Here is a 15,352-nt window from a genome sequence, read left to right as displayed (position 1 = left end):
TTTGCGAAGAACAACCGACTCAATCATTCTTTCTGGCCTTGTCGACGCCGTTCCTGCTCTTGACATCGGCCCAGCGCCTGCCTGCGGGGAGGCGGTGCTCGGTGGCGGTCTCCTGCGCCATTTTGAGGAAGAGCAGGAGCGTCAGTTCGGTGACGTACTGGTGATAGGTGATGCCGTCATCGCGGAGGATGTCGCACAGGCTCCAGAGCTTCTGGACGATATTCTGGGTGTTCAAGCGTGGGGCCTCAATTTGTTCGGGAACGATCAGGTGGCGCTGCCGTGAATTTGCGCCCGGTAGCCGTGCTGCAGGGCTTTGACGGTGCTAACCGGGGTCAGGATGACGAACGGCCCACTGACCGTGCTCATCGCCTGGGCTCGGCCATAGCCGGCGAACGACCAGGGATGAAGCTTGGCGCTACGCAGCAGATAGCAGGTGCCGGTGCCTTGGTGCTTGACGATCACGCCATCGGGCAGATCCGCGAGCGACGCGGTCTCGAGACGCTGGCTGGCGGCGCGATCCAGCTTCATCTGCTTGTCGACTTCTGCGGCCAGGACCTTGGCGCCGTTGCGATTGCCCACGCCCCAGGCGGCGAAGAAGGCATCGTAGCGATCGCGCCGACAGGTGGCGCAGGGGCGGTGTCCGGCAGCCAGGGCGGTCGCCTCGTCGAGGAAGAAGAGTTCGGTGTAGTTGCCGGGACTCATCACCGCGCGCTTGCGGTTCTTGAAGGTGAGCAGGCAGGTGACCCAGGCATCGCGCTTCGAACGCGAGACGAGCTGGCGAGCGTCGTTGTGCAGGCAGCCGCGATTTCCCATCAGCGTGCCGCGTGCCGGGGAATAACAGATTTCGCCTTCGGGGTTGATGCGGTTCTGTAGGGGCATGGCAGTCTCCAGTGGAGCGGGGTGGTCAGGCGGCATCGTCCCAGACCGCGTTTTCGAACTCGTCGAGTACCGTCTGGGCCTGGCCGTCGAAGATGTGCTGCAGGCGCTTGAACCCGCCCTCGTTGCTGAACGCGGGCTGCTCGAAGGTTTCGGCGTCGAGGACGAGGTCGTGCTTCACCGACTTGGCGATCCGTTCCAGCCACTTCTTTATGCGGTAGCGGCCAGTTGCGGCTGGCGAGAAACTTCATCAGTGCCCGATCGACGCGCGCCTCGAAGGGGATCAGCGGCGACCCCAGGGCCATCTGGCGCACATAGCCGATGATGCTGGCGGCAATGTCCTCGTTCTTTGCCTCACGCCAGGCGGTGCGGACGGCAGCCTCGTTGAACTCGTTTTCGGCCAGCGCCAGCTTGAGCTGCTTGAGATGTTCGCGCGTCAGCTCCGTCGGGCGGGTGACCGCAATCTTGAGCGCCGCAATCCTGTTGCTGTTGTCGGCAATGAACTGGCGGAAGGCATCGAGATAGTCTTCCGGCCTCCTGGCCTTGCCGTAACCGGATTCGACGCTGACCAGTTCGTCGTCGTGCGTCGAAATGACCTGACCAAAACTGCCGCTGCCGCCAAGCTGCAGTCCTTGCAGCAGCTTGATGAGTTGCGGCGTCGCCTTGATCAGGGCAGTGATCTCGGCGGTGTCGGCCTTCTTCAGCGCTTCCGGCCAGTCCTTCAGCGAGACGCCGGCGATCGGTTCGAGCAGGTCGAGCGCATCCTTGAGCTCGGGTCGGTCCTTGAGGTGCTTGAGCGCCCGGCGAAGCAGGCCGCGGATGCGGACGACGATCTGGTCCTTGACGTCGTCGGCATGGCTGCGGTTTTCGCTGCTACCGGGCGTTTGATGAGATTTCTCGTCCGTGATTTCATCGAACAGTTGCGCCAGCGGAATGCTGATCGACTGAACAACCGGTTTCATCGTGTTCACCGGGTCGAGCGCCGTATAGAGGTCGACCGCGTCGAAGATGCGAAACACCTCCTTGTCGATCTCCGGGCACAGCCGCGTCGCCCGGCCAAGCATCTGCTCGTAGAGGATGCGGCTACGGACGCGGCGCAGGAAAGCGAGGTTAGCGATCTTCGGCACATCGATGCCGGTGGTGAGCAGATCGACGGTCACCGCGATGCACGGAAGGCGTTCGTTCTTGTAACGCAGGATGGCCTTGTTCGGTTTGTCGGTACGGCCGGTGATCTTCATCACGGTTTTGTCGTCGAGCGCTCCCCAGACCTTCTCCAGCGCTTCCTTCAGCAGCTTCACGACCAGATCGGCGTGATGATCGTTGGCGCAGAAGATCAAGGTTTTCTGTTCGCCAGTGGGGTCGATCTGCTTGGCCAGTTCGTCGCAGACGACGCGGTTGAAGGCGGGAGTGATGACCAGACGGTTGAAGGCGTCGATTTCGAAATCGAGTTCGTCGGGCAGGGTGGCGGTGTCCACCGTGCCGGTCGCTGTCTTGACGACCTGCACCCGTTCGCCCTTGTCGAAGTGGATGCCTTGTTTGGCAAGCTGGGTGATGAGACGGACTGGCGGTTCGTGGTCGACCAGCCAGCCGTCGATCACCGCTTCGCGGTAGCTGTAGGTGTAGACCGGACGACCGAAGATGTCGACTGTGTGCTGGGCCGGCGTTGCGGTCAGCGCGACCTTCACGGCGTCGAAGTGATCCAGCACCCGCCGGTACGACGAGATGTAGTCGGCTTCCGAGCGGATTTCGAGTTCGCCCTCGCCCATTTCGCGGTCGAGGACGTAACCGCGATGCGCCTCGTCGACGACGATGAAGTCGTAGCGGTCAATCAGGGTGTCGCCACCGTCACCGAAAATCCGCCTCACCATGCCCTGTACGGTGGCGACGTGGACCTTGGTGGCGGTATCGGGCGTGATGTCGCCAAGTTCCTTGACGTCGTAGATCTCGGTGAACACCTGATTCTGCTCCAGGCGCATGTCCTTGAACGCGTTCTGTGCCTGTTCGCCGAGCGAGCTGCGGTCAACGAGGAATAGGATGCGGCTGAAGCGTTTGGACTTCAGCAACCGGTAGATCAGCCCGATGACGGTCCGTGTCTTGCCTGTGCCCGTGGCCATAGCGACCAGGCATTCACGCTGGCCATCGGCGATGCTCGCTTCGATGGTCTGCACGGCGCGCACCTGGTAGTCGCGCAACGACAAGTACGAGAACGGTTCCGCCTGAAGTTTCTGTTCCGATCGAGCAGTATCGGCTTCAAGCAGCTTTTTTAGAGCGTCGGGGGAATGCCAGCCGAGCAAGGCCCGGGCATGATGGCTTGCCTGCCGAACATCGCGGAACCAGATGCCGCTCTTGGTCTGCAGCTGCTGAAGAAACGGGCGGCCGTTCGTCGCATAAACGAAGGGAATCCGGTAGTAGTGTTGCGTGCCGTCCTGGTCCTGGCCGTGGAACCAGCCGGGGAAGGGATACGCCACACCGGGTGCTTGCGGCAAGGTCTCGTCGGCCTGGATCTGATAGTGCTCGCTGTAGCGCTCCGCCTGAGTGATGACGCCGGAGACATCGGATCCGTACTTCTTCGCTTCGACGATAGCCAGCGGGGTCAGGCCGTTGAAGAGTACGTAATCCGCAGGGCCCTCGGCTGTCGGCCACTCGGCGATGGCCTGGTGTTTACCGGCGTCCGCCCTCGTCCCCTTGGCGAATCTCAGGGTTTCGCTGTCTGCCAGCCAGCCGGCGGCAATGAGCTGGGCGTCGATAATCGCCCGCGTTTCCGCCTCATCAAGCGCGATCGCCTGCGACGCACCGGCGATCGCCGCCGCGATTGTTGACGATTCGGCAGAGCTGCGCTGCGTTGCCTGCGCCTGAATCGCCGCCAGCTTGGCTTCGAAGTCCCTGGTGAGGCCAAGACGTTCCTGCTCCTCTTCCTGGGCCAGTTGCTCCCACAGCGCCTTTTCTTGGGCATTCGCGTGCGCCCTCGACTCGGCATCGACACGCCGTTGTCGCTCCGCTTCCGCCACGTCGTAGGCCGCGCGCGCTTCGGCCACTTTCAGAGTCAGGGCCGATGACATCTCCGCCAGTCTGGCCTGAAGGTCGACAGCGACAGGCTCCTGAAATGCACCTGCCTTGAATGATCTTTGTTCGACCTTGGCGAAGCTGCGGTGAAACCACAGCGCCAGTTCACGAGCGATCTTCAGTGCCGATTTGGCCTGTGCCGGCGTCGTTTCGAACTGGTGCGCGGCGAGATTGCCCTCCTTGCGCAGGAAGTGCAGCAAATCGGCGACGTTGCGGTCGATGAGTCGCCGAATCTGCAAGGCCTTGAGCAGTTCGGCCTGCGACTGCTCTGCAGACGCCGCAATATTGAACACCGCCGCCAGATGCTTGACCACGGCCTCGCCGAACTGCCTGAGCTTGATGACGGTCGTGTTCGGATCGTCGTGGTAGTTCCGCTCGGCCGCGACGCAGAGCCGCAGAAGCAATGGATCGTGCTCCGACAGGAAGCCGAAGTTGCCGACTGGAGCGGCTGATCTGGGAGGCAAGGGGAACTGACGAAAGAATGAGGGTTAAATGACGGAAGTATGCAATTTTGATGCCTATTAGTCCACTCTCGGCACAGTGCTCTACGTGCGTACACCTCGGGGAAACTTCCAGACCAAGTATCACTTGGCCAGCGTGGTAGCGATGGCGCTTGCCAGGTCCACAGGCATGCAATCGGAGAACCTTGCCGCCTCGATCGAGAACGGGCTGGACGAGATGGATAGGCCCGCATGCAAACACTCGACAGCGCTGGCGAGCTGCGTGAAAACGATTGTGCCAAGCGCGTCCAGCGCGATTGGCAAGCGATCTAGCCGAAGTCGCGGCAAACCACCGGTCGTCGAACGCGCCATCCCCTTCGCCGCATACCCGCCCGACATCGCCCGCGCCGCGCGCTCGCTGGGCGTCACGATCTGCATCGCGCCGGGCCGCGGCGGCGGTTTCGGCTTCTCGCGAATGGCCGACGACCAGCACTGCTGAGCGAACGCCTGGCCAGCGCTCGGCGCTGCCCGCGACCTTCCTGTCGGTCAATTCTGCCTGGCCCAGGCCATCAGACGATGGCCGTCGCAGAGCTCCGTCCGGGTGGTGGAATGTTGCACGCCGTAGCGACGGCGGTGAAGAAGTCCGATGGTGACGCTGGATTGCCGCGTCGGCTTTGCCTCCTCGCAATGCCGGTGCAGGCCCGTTGCAGCGACCACAAGGCTTGGCTCTGGCCTTACTTCGCGGCTTGCTGAAGGTCTCGTCAAGAAGGCAACACTACTTCTAGCGTGCAAGCCCGCCGTGCTCGCACGCCGCCAACAATCCTCGGGCGGCGCGTTCGCAGAGGTCAAGGACGCGTTCGAAGTCCGACTCGACCTCTACATGGACGGCGTCGTCAAGCGACTCAAGCGCTGCGCCGCCTTCACATTGGCCGCGCAGCCGCACCTTGCGCGCATCGCTGTGGCAAGATGGCACCTTCATCAACGCACGCCGCGACGTCTCGCGAGCCAAAGCTCTGGCGTATGTGCATGACAATTGCCAAATGTACAACTCGTGAAACCGACGCGCGATGCGTGCGATCAAGGCGGCGGGATGGGCGAGCAGTTTCGTAATTCCGCATGACAGAGGGGACAAGACGAAGGGTGGGCTGAGACATACCACGGCGGCTTGGCGGGGAAAAGAAATGAACGATCAATACACCTATGCCCGTTTCTGGCGTTGCGCCTTGCAGGTCAACCCCGTTGGCTACAACAGTGCCTACCGGGGCAGCGACCATGGCATGAGCGAGGCCGACTACAACCAGGCCTTGCTGGAAAAGTGCCAGGCACTCGACATCAAAGTTGTTGGCCTGGCTGACCACGGCAGTGTTGATAGCGTCGATGCGCTGCGTAATGTCTTGGCACCTCACGGCATCATCGTATTTCCCGGCTTCGAGATTGCCTCGACGGAAAAAATGCATATGGTCTGCCTGTTCCGGGAAGACACGACCAAGGATCAGTTGAACCGTTATCTTGGCAAGCTTGATCTTACCGACCCAGAGGAAAGGGTTTGGCCTTCCAGGCTTGGCTGTCTAGAGCTGGCCAAAGTGACCAAAGAGCTTGGTGGCTTCTGGTATGCGGCGCACGCAACGCAAGCGAGCGGCATTTTGGTCCAGAAATTGGTTCATACCTGGCAAGACAGCGATTTGGTCAAAGCGGTGCAAATTCCAGGTTCGATCGATGATTTGCCACCCGCATACAGAAGCATCGTTCAGAACAAAGATCCAAATTGGCAGCGCGAACGCCCCATTGCGGTCATCAACGCCAGGGATGTTGCCAACCCTACTGACCTGGATGATGCCAGCTCGACTTGCTGGATCAAGATGACGAAGCCGACCTTCGATGCCTTCAAGGTGGCTTTCCTTGACCCGGAATCACGCATCCGCCTGAACTCGCGGAAACCCGAAGTGACAGCGGGTGAGATCGTATCGATGACCGTCGCGGGCGGCTACCTTGATGGTGTGGAAATTTCCTTCTCCAGGCACCTGAACACGATAATTGGCGGACGCGGCACCGGCAAATCGACCTTGCTGGAATGCCTGCGTTACGTGCTGGATATTCCGCCAAAAGGCAAGCAGGCGCACAAGCTTCATCTTGAGATCATCAAGGAAAACCTGGGCAAGGCGTCGGGACGGATCGAGGTCGAGATCGCGTCTTCGTCGCAGCACGGCAAGTGCTATCGCGTCTCCCGGCGCTATGGCGAAATTCCCATCGTGCGTGACGAGAACGGCAACGTCTCGACCCTGCAGCCGCGCGATCTGTTGCCGGGAATCGACATTTACGGGCAGAACGAAATCTACGAGCTGGCGCAGGAAGAGCAGAGCCGCATTCAGTTGCTGGATCGCTTCCTGCCCAACGATGGCGACTACGCGCCGCACAACGCCACCCTCAAGAAGCGTTTGCAGGAAAATCAGCGGAAGCTGGTCAAGACAGTGGACGAAGTCGACGACCTGAAAACCCAGATTGCACGCTTGCCCAGGCTGGTCGAGCAGCTTCAAGGTTTTCAGGCGCTGGGGATTCAGGAAAGACTTGCCAAGACGTCGCTGTTTGCCCGCGAACGACAGATTGTCGAGCGCACCCATGAAGAAATTGGCCATTTGCGGGATGGCCTGGCGAGTCTTCAGGACAATTTGCCCGACCTGACTTTCATCAGCGACAAGGCCCTGGAGGACTTGCCACATGCTGCCGTTCTCAGCCCGGCACGGACAATTCTGGACAAGCTACGGCTGAGTTTTGAACGTCACCTTGCCGAACTACACACTGACCTGGCAAACGGTGAGCAGCAATTAGCGGCTCAACTTGCTTTGTGGCAGCAGTCAATTGCACAAGGCGAGGCCGAACTGGAAAAAGCCCTGCGCGGCCTTCCGGCGACAGCCGGGAAAAGCGGTCAGGAGGTGGGAACGGCCTATCAGAGGCTGCTGCAGGACATCGAGCGCATCAAGCCGCTAGAAACTCGTGTCACCAATTACGACACACTGCTTGCGTCCCAGCAACAGGAACGTCGTAATCTGCTTGCGGGGCTGTCCGACCTTCGCGACCAACGCATCAGACGCTTGCAGAGTGCCGCCGAGACATTGAATCGCCGCTTGGCGGGAAAGCTGAAGGTAGAAGTTGTGGCAGACGCCGATCGAACACCGCTGAAGACCTTCCTGCTGGAAAGCAAACTTGAGGGCGTAGGCGAGAGGCGCCTGTCGTGGATCGATGATCAGGATGACATCAGTCCAGCGGCGTTGGCGCAACACATCCGCAATGGCCCAGGCGAGCTTCAACGTGCTTGCAGGGGCTTGACGCCAGTGGTGGCGGACGCTTTGACGAAACTGCCAGCGTCTCGCCTAATGGAACTGGAAGCGCTGGAACTCGATCACCGGATAGACATTTCCCTGAACGTTTCACACGGCCAGGATGAGGCTATTTTCCGGCCATTGGACAAACTATCGACCGGCCAGCAATGTACAGCGATCTTGCACATGCTGTTGCTGCAGAACGTCGATCCGCTGATCATGGATCAGCCCGAAGACAATCTGGACAATGCGTTTATTGCTGATCGCATCGTCCACGAATTGCGCGCGGCGAAGTCCAGCCGTCAATTTCTCTTCGCGACGCACAATGCCAACATCCCGGTATTTGGCGACGCTGAATGGATTGGCGTATTCACGGCGGTCGACGGTCATGGGTCGCTGAGTCTTGCTGCTCAGGGATCGATCGATGTACCGATCATTCGCGACCAGGTGGCCAATATCCTGGAAGGCGGGCGCGATGCGTTCATCCAGCGCAAAGAAAAATACGAATTCTAGAGGTGATGGCCGATGTTGAAATCTGAACTGCTGGAGATCGTCGCCAACCGCGAGAACTCTGGCGTGGAGTTCAAGCGCGACGACCTGCGCCCGGAGCAACTGGCTAAAGAGATTGTTGCGCTGCTCAATTTTCAGGGCGGGAAGCTCCTACTGGGCGTCGAAGATGATGGCACGATCAGCGGCATCCAGCGTGCCAATCTGGAAACCTGGGTGATGGATACCGTGTTTGGCCGCTACGTCCATCCGCTGACATTGCCGTTTTACGAGGAAATCCTCCTCGACGATGGCCAGCGCGTGGCGGTCATTTCGCTGACCCAAGGTAGCGCCAAACCCTACGTGGTTCGCAGCAACAATCGCGAGGAAATCTATATCCGCGTCGGCAGCACCTCGCGCCTGGCGACAAGGGAGCAGCAAGCGCGACTGTTTGAGAGTGGTGGCCTGCTGCACGCCGAGGGTTTGCCCGTATCGGGCACCAACCAGGACGACCTGGATCAAGCGCGCCTCACTGATTACCTGGTCAACATCGCAGGCGACCACGTGGCACCGCAATCGGCCGAAGATTGGGAACAGCGCTTAACCGGCCTGGGGTTCATGGTGCCTCGCCCCGACGGCCCCGCAGCATGCACCATTGCCGGCCTGGTGCTGTTTGGCCGCAGCCCTCGCCGCGGCCTACGTCACGCGGGTGTCCGGTGGATGTCTTTTGCTGGCAATACCAAGGAGTACCAAGCACAGGATGACACGACGCTTGACGGCCCTTTGCTTGCATTGTGGGAAGGCCGTCCGGGGGCTGGGCGCAACATCGTCGAAGATGGACTGCTCGAACGCCTGCTTGACCGCATGCGCCCGTTCATCTCCGAAGAGAGTAGTGAGATCAACGAGGGACTACGCCGGGAATCAAGCTACCGCTATGCCTCCGATGCAGTACGCGAGGCGCTTCTGAATGCGCTTGTCCACCGGGACTGGACACGTTCCATGGAGGTCGAGGTGATCAACTACGCCGACCGTCTGGAAGTGACCAGCCCTGGCGCGCTACAAAATTCGATGACCATCGAGAAAATGTTGGCGGGCCAGCGCTCGCCACGCAACCCGATCATTGTCGAGATCATGCGCGACTATGGTTACGTCGATGCCCGCGGCATGGGCGTGCGTCGCAAGATCGTACCTTTGACGCGCGACCATGCTGGCAAGGAAGCGCGCTTTGACTTGACCGACGACTACTTGCGCGTCGTTCTGCCATCCCGCCCGGCCGACTGACCACCGTTGTTTGGCGCAACTTCTGCATCAATCAGACCATGCACTTTGCCAGTTCCGCCGCGCCTGGATGCTTGTGCAGCGTCGGCAGCTCGTGCACGGTGACGATCACGACCAGAAGGCCCTTTTTGATCGTCTTCACCCGTCTAACGCTCAAGCCCTCCGTGCTCGCACGCCGCCAGCAGTCCTCGGGCGGCGCGTTCGCAGAGGTCAAGGACGCGTTCGAAGCCCGACTCGGCGCCGTAATACGGGTCGGGAACCTCGGAAATACCGAGCTCCGGTGCGTAGTCGAGCAACAGGCCGAGCTTGCTGCGGCTTTCCTCGGGGCACAGGCGTTGCAGGATCGCCAGATTGGCCTCGTCGAGCGCCAGGATTCGGTCGAAGCAATCAAAATCGGCTTCGATGACGCGCCGCGCACGAATTTTCGAAAGGTCGTAGCCATGCTTGGCGGCGACTCGCTGCGCGCGGGGATCGGGCGGCTCGCCGGCGTGATAGTGGCCGTGCGTCCCCGCCGAGTCGGTCTCGAGCAAGCTTGCCAGCCCCTCGCGCTGGGCCATCTTGCGGGTCACTCCTTCGGCCATCGGTGAGCGGCAGATATTGCCCATGCAGACGAACAGGATGCGGTACGGTGGCGTCGTGCTGGCGCTGCTCACCGACAGCCGCTCCGGTCGTCGTCGATGGCCACCGCGGCGCTACCGCAGCAGCAGCCGCGCGCGGCAGCGCGGCCGGCCAGAGCAGCGCTGTCGCGCCGGCTACTCGGCGACACCGGCGCCGCCCTCGGGAAACATTTCCTCGACGAAACCGAAGCGGCTGAAGTCCTTGATCCGCATCGGATAGAGGACGCCATCGAGATGGTCGCATTCGTGCTGGACGACGCGCGCGTGGAAGCCTTCGACGCTGCGCTCGATCGGCTGCCCGAAGGCGTCGAAGCCGGTGTAGCGGAGGTGGCGCCAACGCGGCACCCAGCCGCGCAGACCGGGCACCGAAAGACAGCCTTCCCAGCCTTCGTCGATGGCCGCCGAAAGCGGCGTCAGCAGCGGGTTGATCAAGACCGTCGCCGGCACTTGCTCGGCATCGGGATAGCGCGGGTTGGCGTCGACGCCGAAGATCACCAGCCGCAGGTCGACGCCGATCTGCGGCGCCGCCAGACCGGCGCCGTCGAGGTGGCGCATCGTTTCGTACATGTCGGCAATCAGCGCGTGCAGCTCGGCGGTGGCGAAACGCTCGACCGGCCTGGCTTGCTGCCAAAGGCGTTGGTCGCCCATTCTGAGGACATCTCTAATCATCGCTGCTCAACATCCTTTCGATAATCGCCTGGACCTGCTGCATGGACGCCGCCAATACCTCGTGAATCGCCTCGATGCTGATGCCCTGGCGGCTGGCGGCGCGCCCGGCCGCGTAATTGGCGACGACGTTGATCGCCGCATAAGGAAGCGCCAACTCGCGCGCCAACGCCGCCTCGGGCATGCCGGTCATGCCGACGACGTCGGCGCCGTCGCGCTCGAAGCGGTTGATTTCGGCGGCGGTTTCGAGACGCGGCCCCTGCGTCGCCGCGTAAACGCCACCGTCGCCGACCGTCGTGCCGCTGGCCTTCGCCGCGGCGAGCAGCCGCTGGCGCAAGGCGCGATCATAGGGCTCGGTGAAGTCGATGTGCGTGACCGCGCTGTCTGGCCATTCGTGAAAAGTCGATGGCCGACCCCAGGTGTAGTCGATGATCTGGTCGGGGATGAGCAGATCGCCGGGCTTGAGGTCGGGACGAATGCTGCCGACCGCGGCGACGGCGACGATCGCCAGCGGCGCGCTATGCGACAAGGCCCAGATGTTGGCCCGATAATTCACCTGGTGCGGCGGAATGCTGTGCTGGTCGCCATGGCGAGCCAGAAAGACCAGCGGCCGCTTGCCGATACGGCCGAAAGTCAGCGCCGCCGACGGCTCGCCCCAGGGCGTCTGCAGCAGTTGGCGATGCGACACCTCGAGCGTGCCGAGGCTGGCCAGGCCGCTGCCACCAATGATTGCCAGCACGTCAATCCTCCCGTATGGCGTAGATCGCCGGCAGATTGCGCCAGGCGCCGCGAACGTCCATCCCGCAACCGAAAACAAAGCGATCGGGGACACTCAGGGCGACGAAATCGGCAGCGATCGGCTTCTCCCGGCCGTGCTGCTTGTCGGCGAGAACCGCCGTCAAGCAGTCGCTGGCGCCCAATTGCAGCAGCCGCTCACGAATCGCCGCCAGCGTCAGCCCTTCGTCGAGAATGTCGTCGACCACCAGCACCGTTCGTCCGGCCAGCGGCATCGCCGGTGCGACGCGCCACGACAGCGTGCTGCCGGCGATCGCCTGGCCGTAACGGCTGACCTGCAGGTAGTCGAAGTCGAGCGGGAAGTTCAGCTGCATCAGCAGCTGACCAGCAAAAGGGACGCCACCGTTCATCACGCAAAGCAGCAGCGGCTTGCTGTCGCGCAGCCGCTCATCGATCGTCCGCGCGACGTGCGCTATCGCCGTGGCGACGCTCTCGGCCGAGTGGATCAGCTCGGCTGCCGCCAGGATGCTCGTCGCCTGCCGCGTGTCGATCATGCGCCCGGCTCCTCGGCGCTGCTGACGTTCAGCAAGGCCAGCAACTGGCCCTGGTCGATGACCGGCACACCGAGTTGCTGCGCTTTCTCGAGTTTGCTGCCGGCTTCGCTGCCGGCGACGACAAAATCGGTCTTCTTCGACACCGAAGCGCTGAGTTTGCCGCCCGCCGCCATGATCATCTGCCCGGCGGCATCGCGCGTCAGCGATGGCAGCGTGCCGGTGAGCACGAAGATCTTGCCGGCGAGCGCGCTGTCGACGGGCGCTACACCTTCGGCTTGCTGCGGCACGACGCCGCCCGGAGCGCACAATTGCGCGATCACTTCGAGGTTGTGCGGCTCGCTGAAGAACTGCCGAATGCACTGCGCGACGGTCGGGCCGACGTCGGGCACCTGCGTCAATTGCGCGTCATCGGCGGCAAGCAGACGCTCCAGGCTGCCGAAATGGCGCGCCAGCTCCCTGGCCGTCGTCTCGCCGACGTTGCGGATTCCCAGTGCGTAAATAAAGCGTGCCAGCGGCGGCCGCTTGCTGTTCTCGATCGCTGCCAGCAGATTGTTCGCCGACTTGTCGGCCATCCGCTCGAGATTGGCCAGCGCCAGCAATCCCAGCCGGTAGAGGTCGGCTGGCGTGCGCACGATGTCCAGGTCCACCAGTTGCTCGACGATCTTGTCGCCCAGCCCTTCGATGTCCATCGCCCGCCGCGAGGCAAAGTGCCACAGCGCCTGCTTACGCTGCGCCGGGCAGAACAGGCCACCGCTGCAGCGCGCCACCACCGTGCCGCCCGTGCCGCTCTTTTCGTCGTGGCTGCGAACGACGCTGGAAGCGCAGACCGGACACGTCTGCGGCATGACGAACTCGCGCGCATCGGCCGGCCGCTTTTCGAGCAGCACGCGAGCGACTTCGGGAATCACGTCGCCGGCGCGGCGAACGACGACGGTGTCACCGATGCGCACGTCTTTGCGCCTGATCTCGTCCTCGTTATGCAGCGTCGCGTTGGTCACCGTGACGCCGCCGACGAAGACCGGCTTGAGCCGGGCGACCGGCGTCAGCGCGCCGGTACGGCCGACCTGGATCGAAATATCGAGCAGCTCGGTGAGCGCCTCCTCGGCCGGAAATTTGTGGGCGACGGCAAAACGCGGCGCCCGTGCAACGAAACCGAGGCGTGCCTGCGCGGCGAGATCGTCGAGCTTGTAAACCACGCCGTCGATATCGTAGGGCAGCGCCGCACGCCGGCTGCCGATCTCCTGGTAGTAAGCGAGCAGGCCGGCCAGGCCGCTGACCCGGCGCCGTTCGCTGGCAACCGGGAAACCCCAGCCGGCAAGCTGCTCGAGCAGCGCCGAGTGCGTCGCCGGCAAGTGCCCGCCTTCGACGGCGCCCAGTCCGTAGGCAAAAAAACGCAGCGGCCGCGTCGCCGTGATCCGCGGGTCGAGCTGGCGCAGCGCACCGGCCGCGGCGTTGCGCGGGTTGACGAACTCCTTGTCGCCTTTTTCGCGCTGGCGCTCGTTCAAGCGTGCGAAGTCGCTGCGCCACATCAGCACCTCGCCGCGCACTTCGAGACGCGGCGGCCAGCCACTGCCGAGCAGGCGCAGGGGAATGCTGCGCAGCGTTCGCAGATTGGCCGTCACGTCCTCGCCGGTACTGCCGTCACCGCGCGTCGCGCCGCGGCGCAGAATGCCGTCTTCGTACGCCAGGCTGATCGCCAGACCGTCAAACTTGGGTTCAGCCGAGTACGCGATATCGCCTTCGGCGGCCAATCCTTCGCGGACGCGGCGATCGAAAGCGGCGACTTCTTCGTCGGCAAAGGCATTGTTCAGCGACAACATCGGCATCGCGTGCGCCACCGGCGAAAACTCGGGCTGCGGCGCGCCACCGACGCGCTGCGTCGGCGAATCGGCGCTCAGCAAATCCGGGTGTTCGGCTTCGAGCGCCAACAGCTCGCCGAACAGGCGATCGTATTCGGCATCGCTGAGCAGCGGCGCATCGAGGTCGTAATACTGATGATTGTGCTGCTCGATCGCCGCGCGCAACGTACGCAGGCGATCGCCGACATCCATTCGCCAGACTCCGGCGTCAGGAGAACAGGCGCTGCGCCAGCGCGCTGCCGGCCGGTACTTGATGCGCCGTCATCACCGCCTGGAACTGCGCGACCTGGCGGCGAATCGGCTCGATCGCCGCCTCCGACAAGGGCCGCCGGTTATCGTCGACCAGCGCACCGCCCAACGCCTCGGCAAGACGCCGCGCCTGCTCGATCATCTGCGTCAACACCCGCTCGCCAGCGCCGACGCGCGGCACGTCGAGCAGGAAAGTGACGCCGTGCGTGCTCAAGGTCTTCATCGACTCGGCGGAAAATTCGTTTGCTTCCTGGTTGACCAGCACGTAAAGCACATGGCCGGCGTCATCACAACGGGCAAAGCGCCCGGCCGCGTCGATGATCATGCCGGTCGATTCGGCGAGCGCGCGCAGCTTGGTACCGGCAAAGACCTGCCCCTGGCTGATCACGTTGACGCCGATCTGGATGTCGACGCCGGCGCAGAATTCGTCGAGCCGGGCTGCCGCCTGCAAGGCCGGTACGCGCGATGGCAGTTCGGCAACGCCCATCAGGGCGGTTGCCAGATCCTGCATGGCGACCTTGAAAATCGACAGATCGGCGTCGCGCACCGGGCCGCGGCGATCAACCAGTTGCAGGCCGACACGGATATGCCGGTACTCGCGATCGCTGTCTTCGACGATCGGTTCCCAGGCCCCGGAATCCTCGTTGTGACCAATCCAGTTCACTGCTTTCGTCAGACGCGCCAGCGCCGAGCGCTGGGCATTGTGGATGCGATAGGCGACGGCCGGTTCGACGCACTGAATGCCGGCAATGTAATCGATCAGCGGCGACAGCACGCACAAGGGCGGCGGGCTCTCGCGGGAATCGGGCAAGTCGGCGGCCGCCGCGCGGCCCGACGGGCTTGCCGCCGCCGCATGCGGAGAGTGGTCTGGCTGCCCGTCCTCGGCCGACTTCGCCGACGCGGCTGACGCCGCCGCGACGCCCTGGCCAGCCGACGATGAGTGGCCAGCCGCTGCCTGCTCGTTGACGTCGGCGTCGGGATCCTGCCGCAGTAGCGGTTCCAGCCGTTCCTCGCCAGACCCGCCGGCAAAGTCAGCGGCGCCGTCGCCGGTGCGCGGTTCGTCGAGCAGGACGTCGGTCTGACGCGCGCTCAAGAGCTCCTCGGCCAGCTGCCGATGCTTGCGTTCCTGCCACTTGTTGTACACCAGAACACCCATTACGGCGGCGCCGCCGAGGCCAATCAAACCCATTTGCAAATCGGTCATATCTATTC

General features: G+C 62.9%; 12 protein-coding genes and 2 pseudogenes. 4 read left to right on the top strand and 10 right to left on the bottom strand.

All coding sequences use genetic code 11. The features are described 5' to 3' along the window. Positions 1-40: 40 nt before the first annotated feature. The 4 genes and pseudogenes from QZ656_RS15030 to hsdR all read right to left on the bottom strand — a co-directional run. Positions 41-235, bottom strand: a pseudogene (locus tag QZ656_RS15030) (type I restriction-modification system subunit M N-terminal domain-containing protein); the annotation flags it as partial. Between the two features lie 29 nt (positions 236-264). Beyond that, positions 265-879: a hypothetical protein gene (locus tag QZ656_RS15025; protein WP_291994141.1), complete on the bottom strand. Its 615-nt coding sequence runs from the start codon at positions 877-879 to the stop codon at positions 265-267. A gap of 25 nt (positions 880-904) precedes the next feature. Next, the gene (locus tag QZ656_RS15020; protein WP_291994229.1) at positions 905-1,057 is read right to left on the bottom strand and encodes a hypothetical protein; all 153 of its coding nucleotides are present in this window, start codon (positions 1,055-1,057) and stop codon (positions 905-907) included. 91 nt (positions 1,058-1,148) lie between these two features. After that, positions 1,149-4,343: pseudogene (gene hsdR, locus QZ656_RS15015) on the bottom strand (type I restriction-modification system endonuclease); the annotation flags it as partial. Between the two features lie 226 nt (positions 4,344-4,569). Between hsdR and QZ656_RS15010 the strand changes: the two are divergent. From QZ656_RS15010 to QZ656_RS14995, 4 genes are all read left to right on the top strand, one after another. Further along, positions 4,570-4,878, top strand: coding sequence for a hypothetical protein (locus QZ656_RS15010; protein WP_291994140.1), 309 nt, complete (start codon positions 4,570-4,572; stop codon positions 4,876-4,878). A 147-nt stretch (positions 4,879-5,025) separates the two neighbouring features. Further along, positions 5,026-5,409 (top strand): hypothetical protein, encoded by a 384-nt coding sequence (locus tag QZ656_RS15005; RefSeq protein WP_291994139.1) that lies wholly within the window; start codon positions 5,026-5,028, stop codon positions 5,407-5,409. Positions 5,410-5,560: 151 nt separating this feature from the next. Then, positions 5,561-8,209, top strand: coding sequence for a TrlF family AAA-like ATPase (locus QZ656_RS15000; protein ID WP_291994138.1), 2,649 nt, complete (start codon positions 5,561-5,563; stop codon positions 8,207-8,209). A 12-nt stretch (positions 8,210-8,221) separates the two neighbouring features. Then, positions 8,222-9,463 (top strand): RNA-binding domain-containing protein, encoded by a 1,242-nt coding sequence (locus tag QZ656_RS14995; protein ID WP_291994137.1) that lies wholly within the window; start codon positions 8,222-8,224, stop codon positions 9,461-9,463. Between the two features lie 143 nt (positions 9,464-9,606). Here QZ656_RS14995 and QZ656_RS14990 read toward each other — a convergent pair whose 3' ends face one another. The 6 genes from QZ656_RS14990 to QZ656_RS14965 form a co-directional block, all read right to left on the bottom strand. Then, positions 9,607-10,113, bottom strand: coding sequence for a low molecular weight protein-tyrosine-phosphatase (locus QZ656_RS14990; protein ID WP_291994136.1), 507 nt, complete (start codon positions 10,111-10,113; stop codon positions 9,607-9,609). A gap of 99 nt (positions 10,114-10,212) precedes the next feature. Then, complete coding sequence (gene def / locus QZ656_RS14985) at positions 10,213-10,746, bottom strand: peptide deformylase (protein WP_291994135.1); 534 nt, start codon at positions 10,744-10,746, stop codon at positions 10,213-10,215. Next, positions 10,739-11,482: an S-methyl-5'-thioinosine phosphorylase gene (locus QZ656_RS14980; RefSeq protein WP_291994134.1), complete on the bottom strand. Its 744-nt coding sequence runs from the start codon at positions 11,480-11,482 to the stop codon at positions 10,739-10,741. Before QZ656_RS14980 ends, def begins: the two co-directional genes overlap by 8 nt. A 1-nt stretch (position 11,483) precedes the next feature. After that, positions 11,484-12,032: a hypoxanthine-guanine phosphoribosyltransferase gene (locus QZ656_RS14975; protein WP_291994133.1), complete on the bottom strand. Its 549-nt coding sequence runs from the start codon at positions 12,030-12,032 to the stop codon at positions 11,484-11,486. Continuing rightward, positions 12,029-14,083: an NAD-dependent DNA ligase LigA gene (gene ligA, locus QZ656_RS14970; RefSeq protein ID WP_291994132.1), complete on the bottom strand. Its 2,055-nt coding sequence runs from the start codon at positions 14,081-14,083 to the stop codon at positions 12,029-12,031. Before ligA ends, QZ656_RS14975 begins: the two co-directional genes overlap by 4 nt. Before the next feature lie 16 nt (positions 14,084-14,099). Continuing rightward, on the bottom strand, positions 14,100-15,344 hold the full coding sequence (locus QZ656_RS14965; RefSeq protein WP_291994131.1) for a cell division protein ZipA C-terminal FtsZ-binding domain-containing protein: 1,245 nt from the start codon (positions 15,342-15,344) through the stop codon (positions 14,100-14,102). Positions 15,345-15,352 lie beyond the last annotated feature (8 nt).

Source organism: Candidatus Accumulibacter sp. ACC003 (genome assembly GCF_907163085.1).
In the GTDB taxonomy this organism is placed as follows: Bacteria; Pseudomonadota; Gammaproteobacteria; order Burkholderiales; family Rhodocyclaceae; genus Accumulibacter.
The sequence above is the reverse complement of the archived record's forward strand: the minus strand, read 5'-3'. Positions and strand labels throughout refer to the sequence as shown.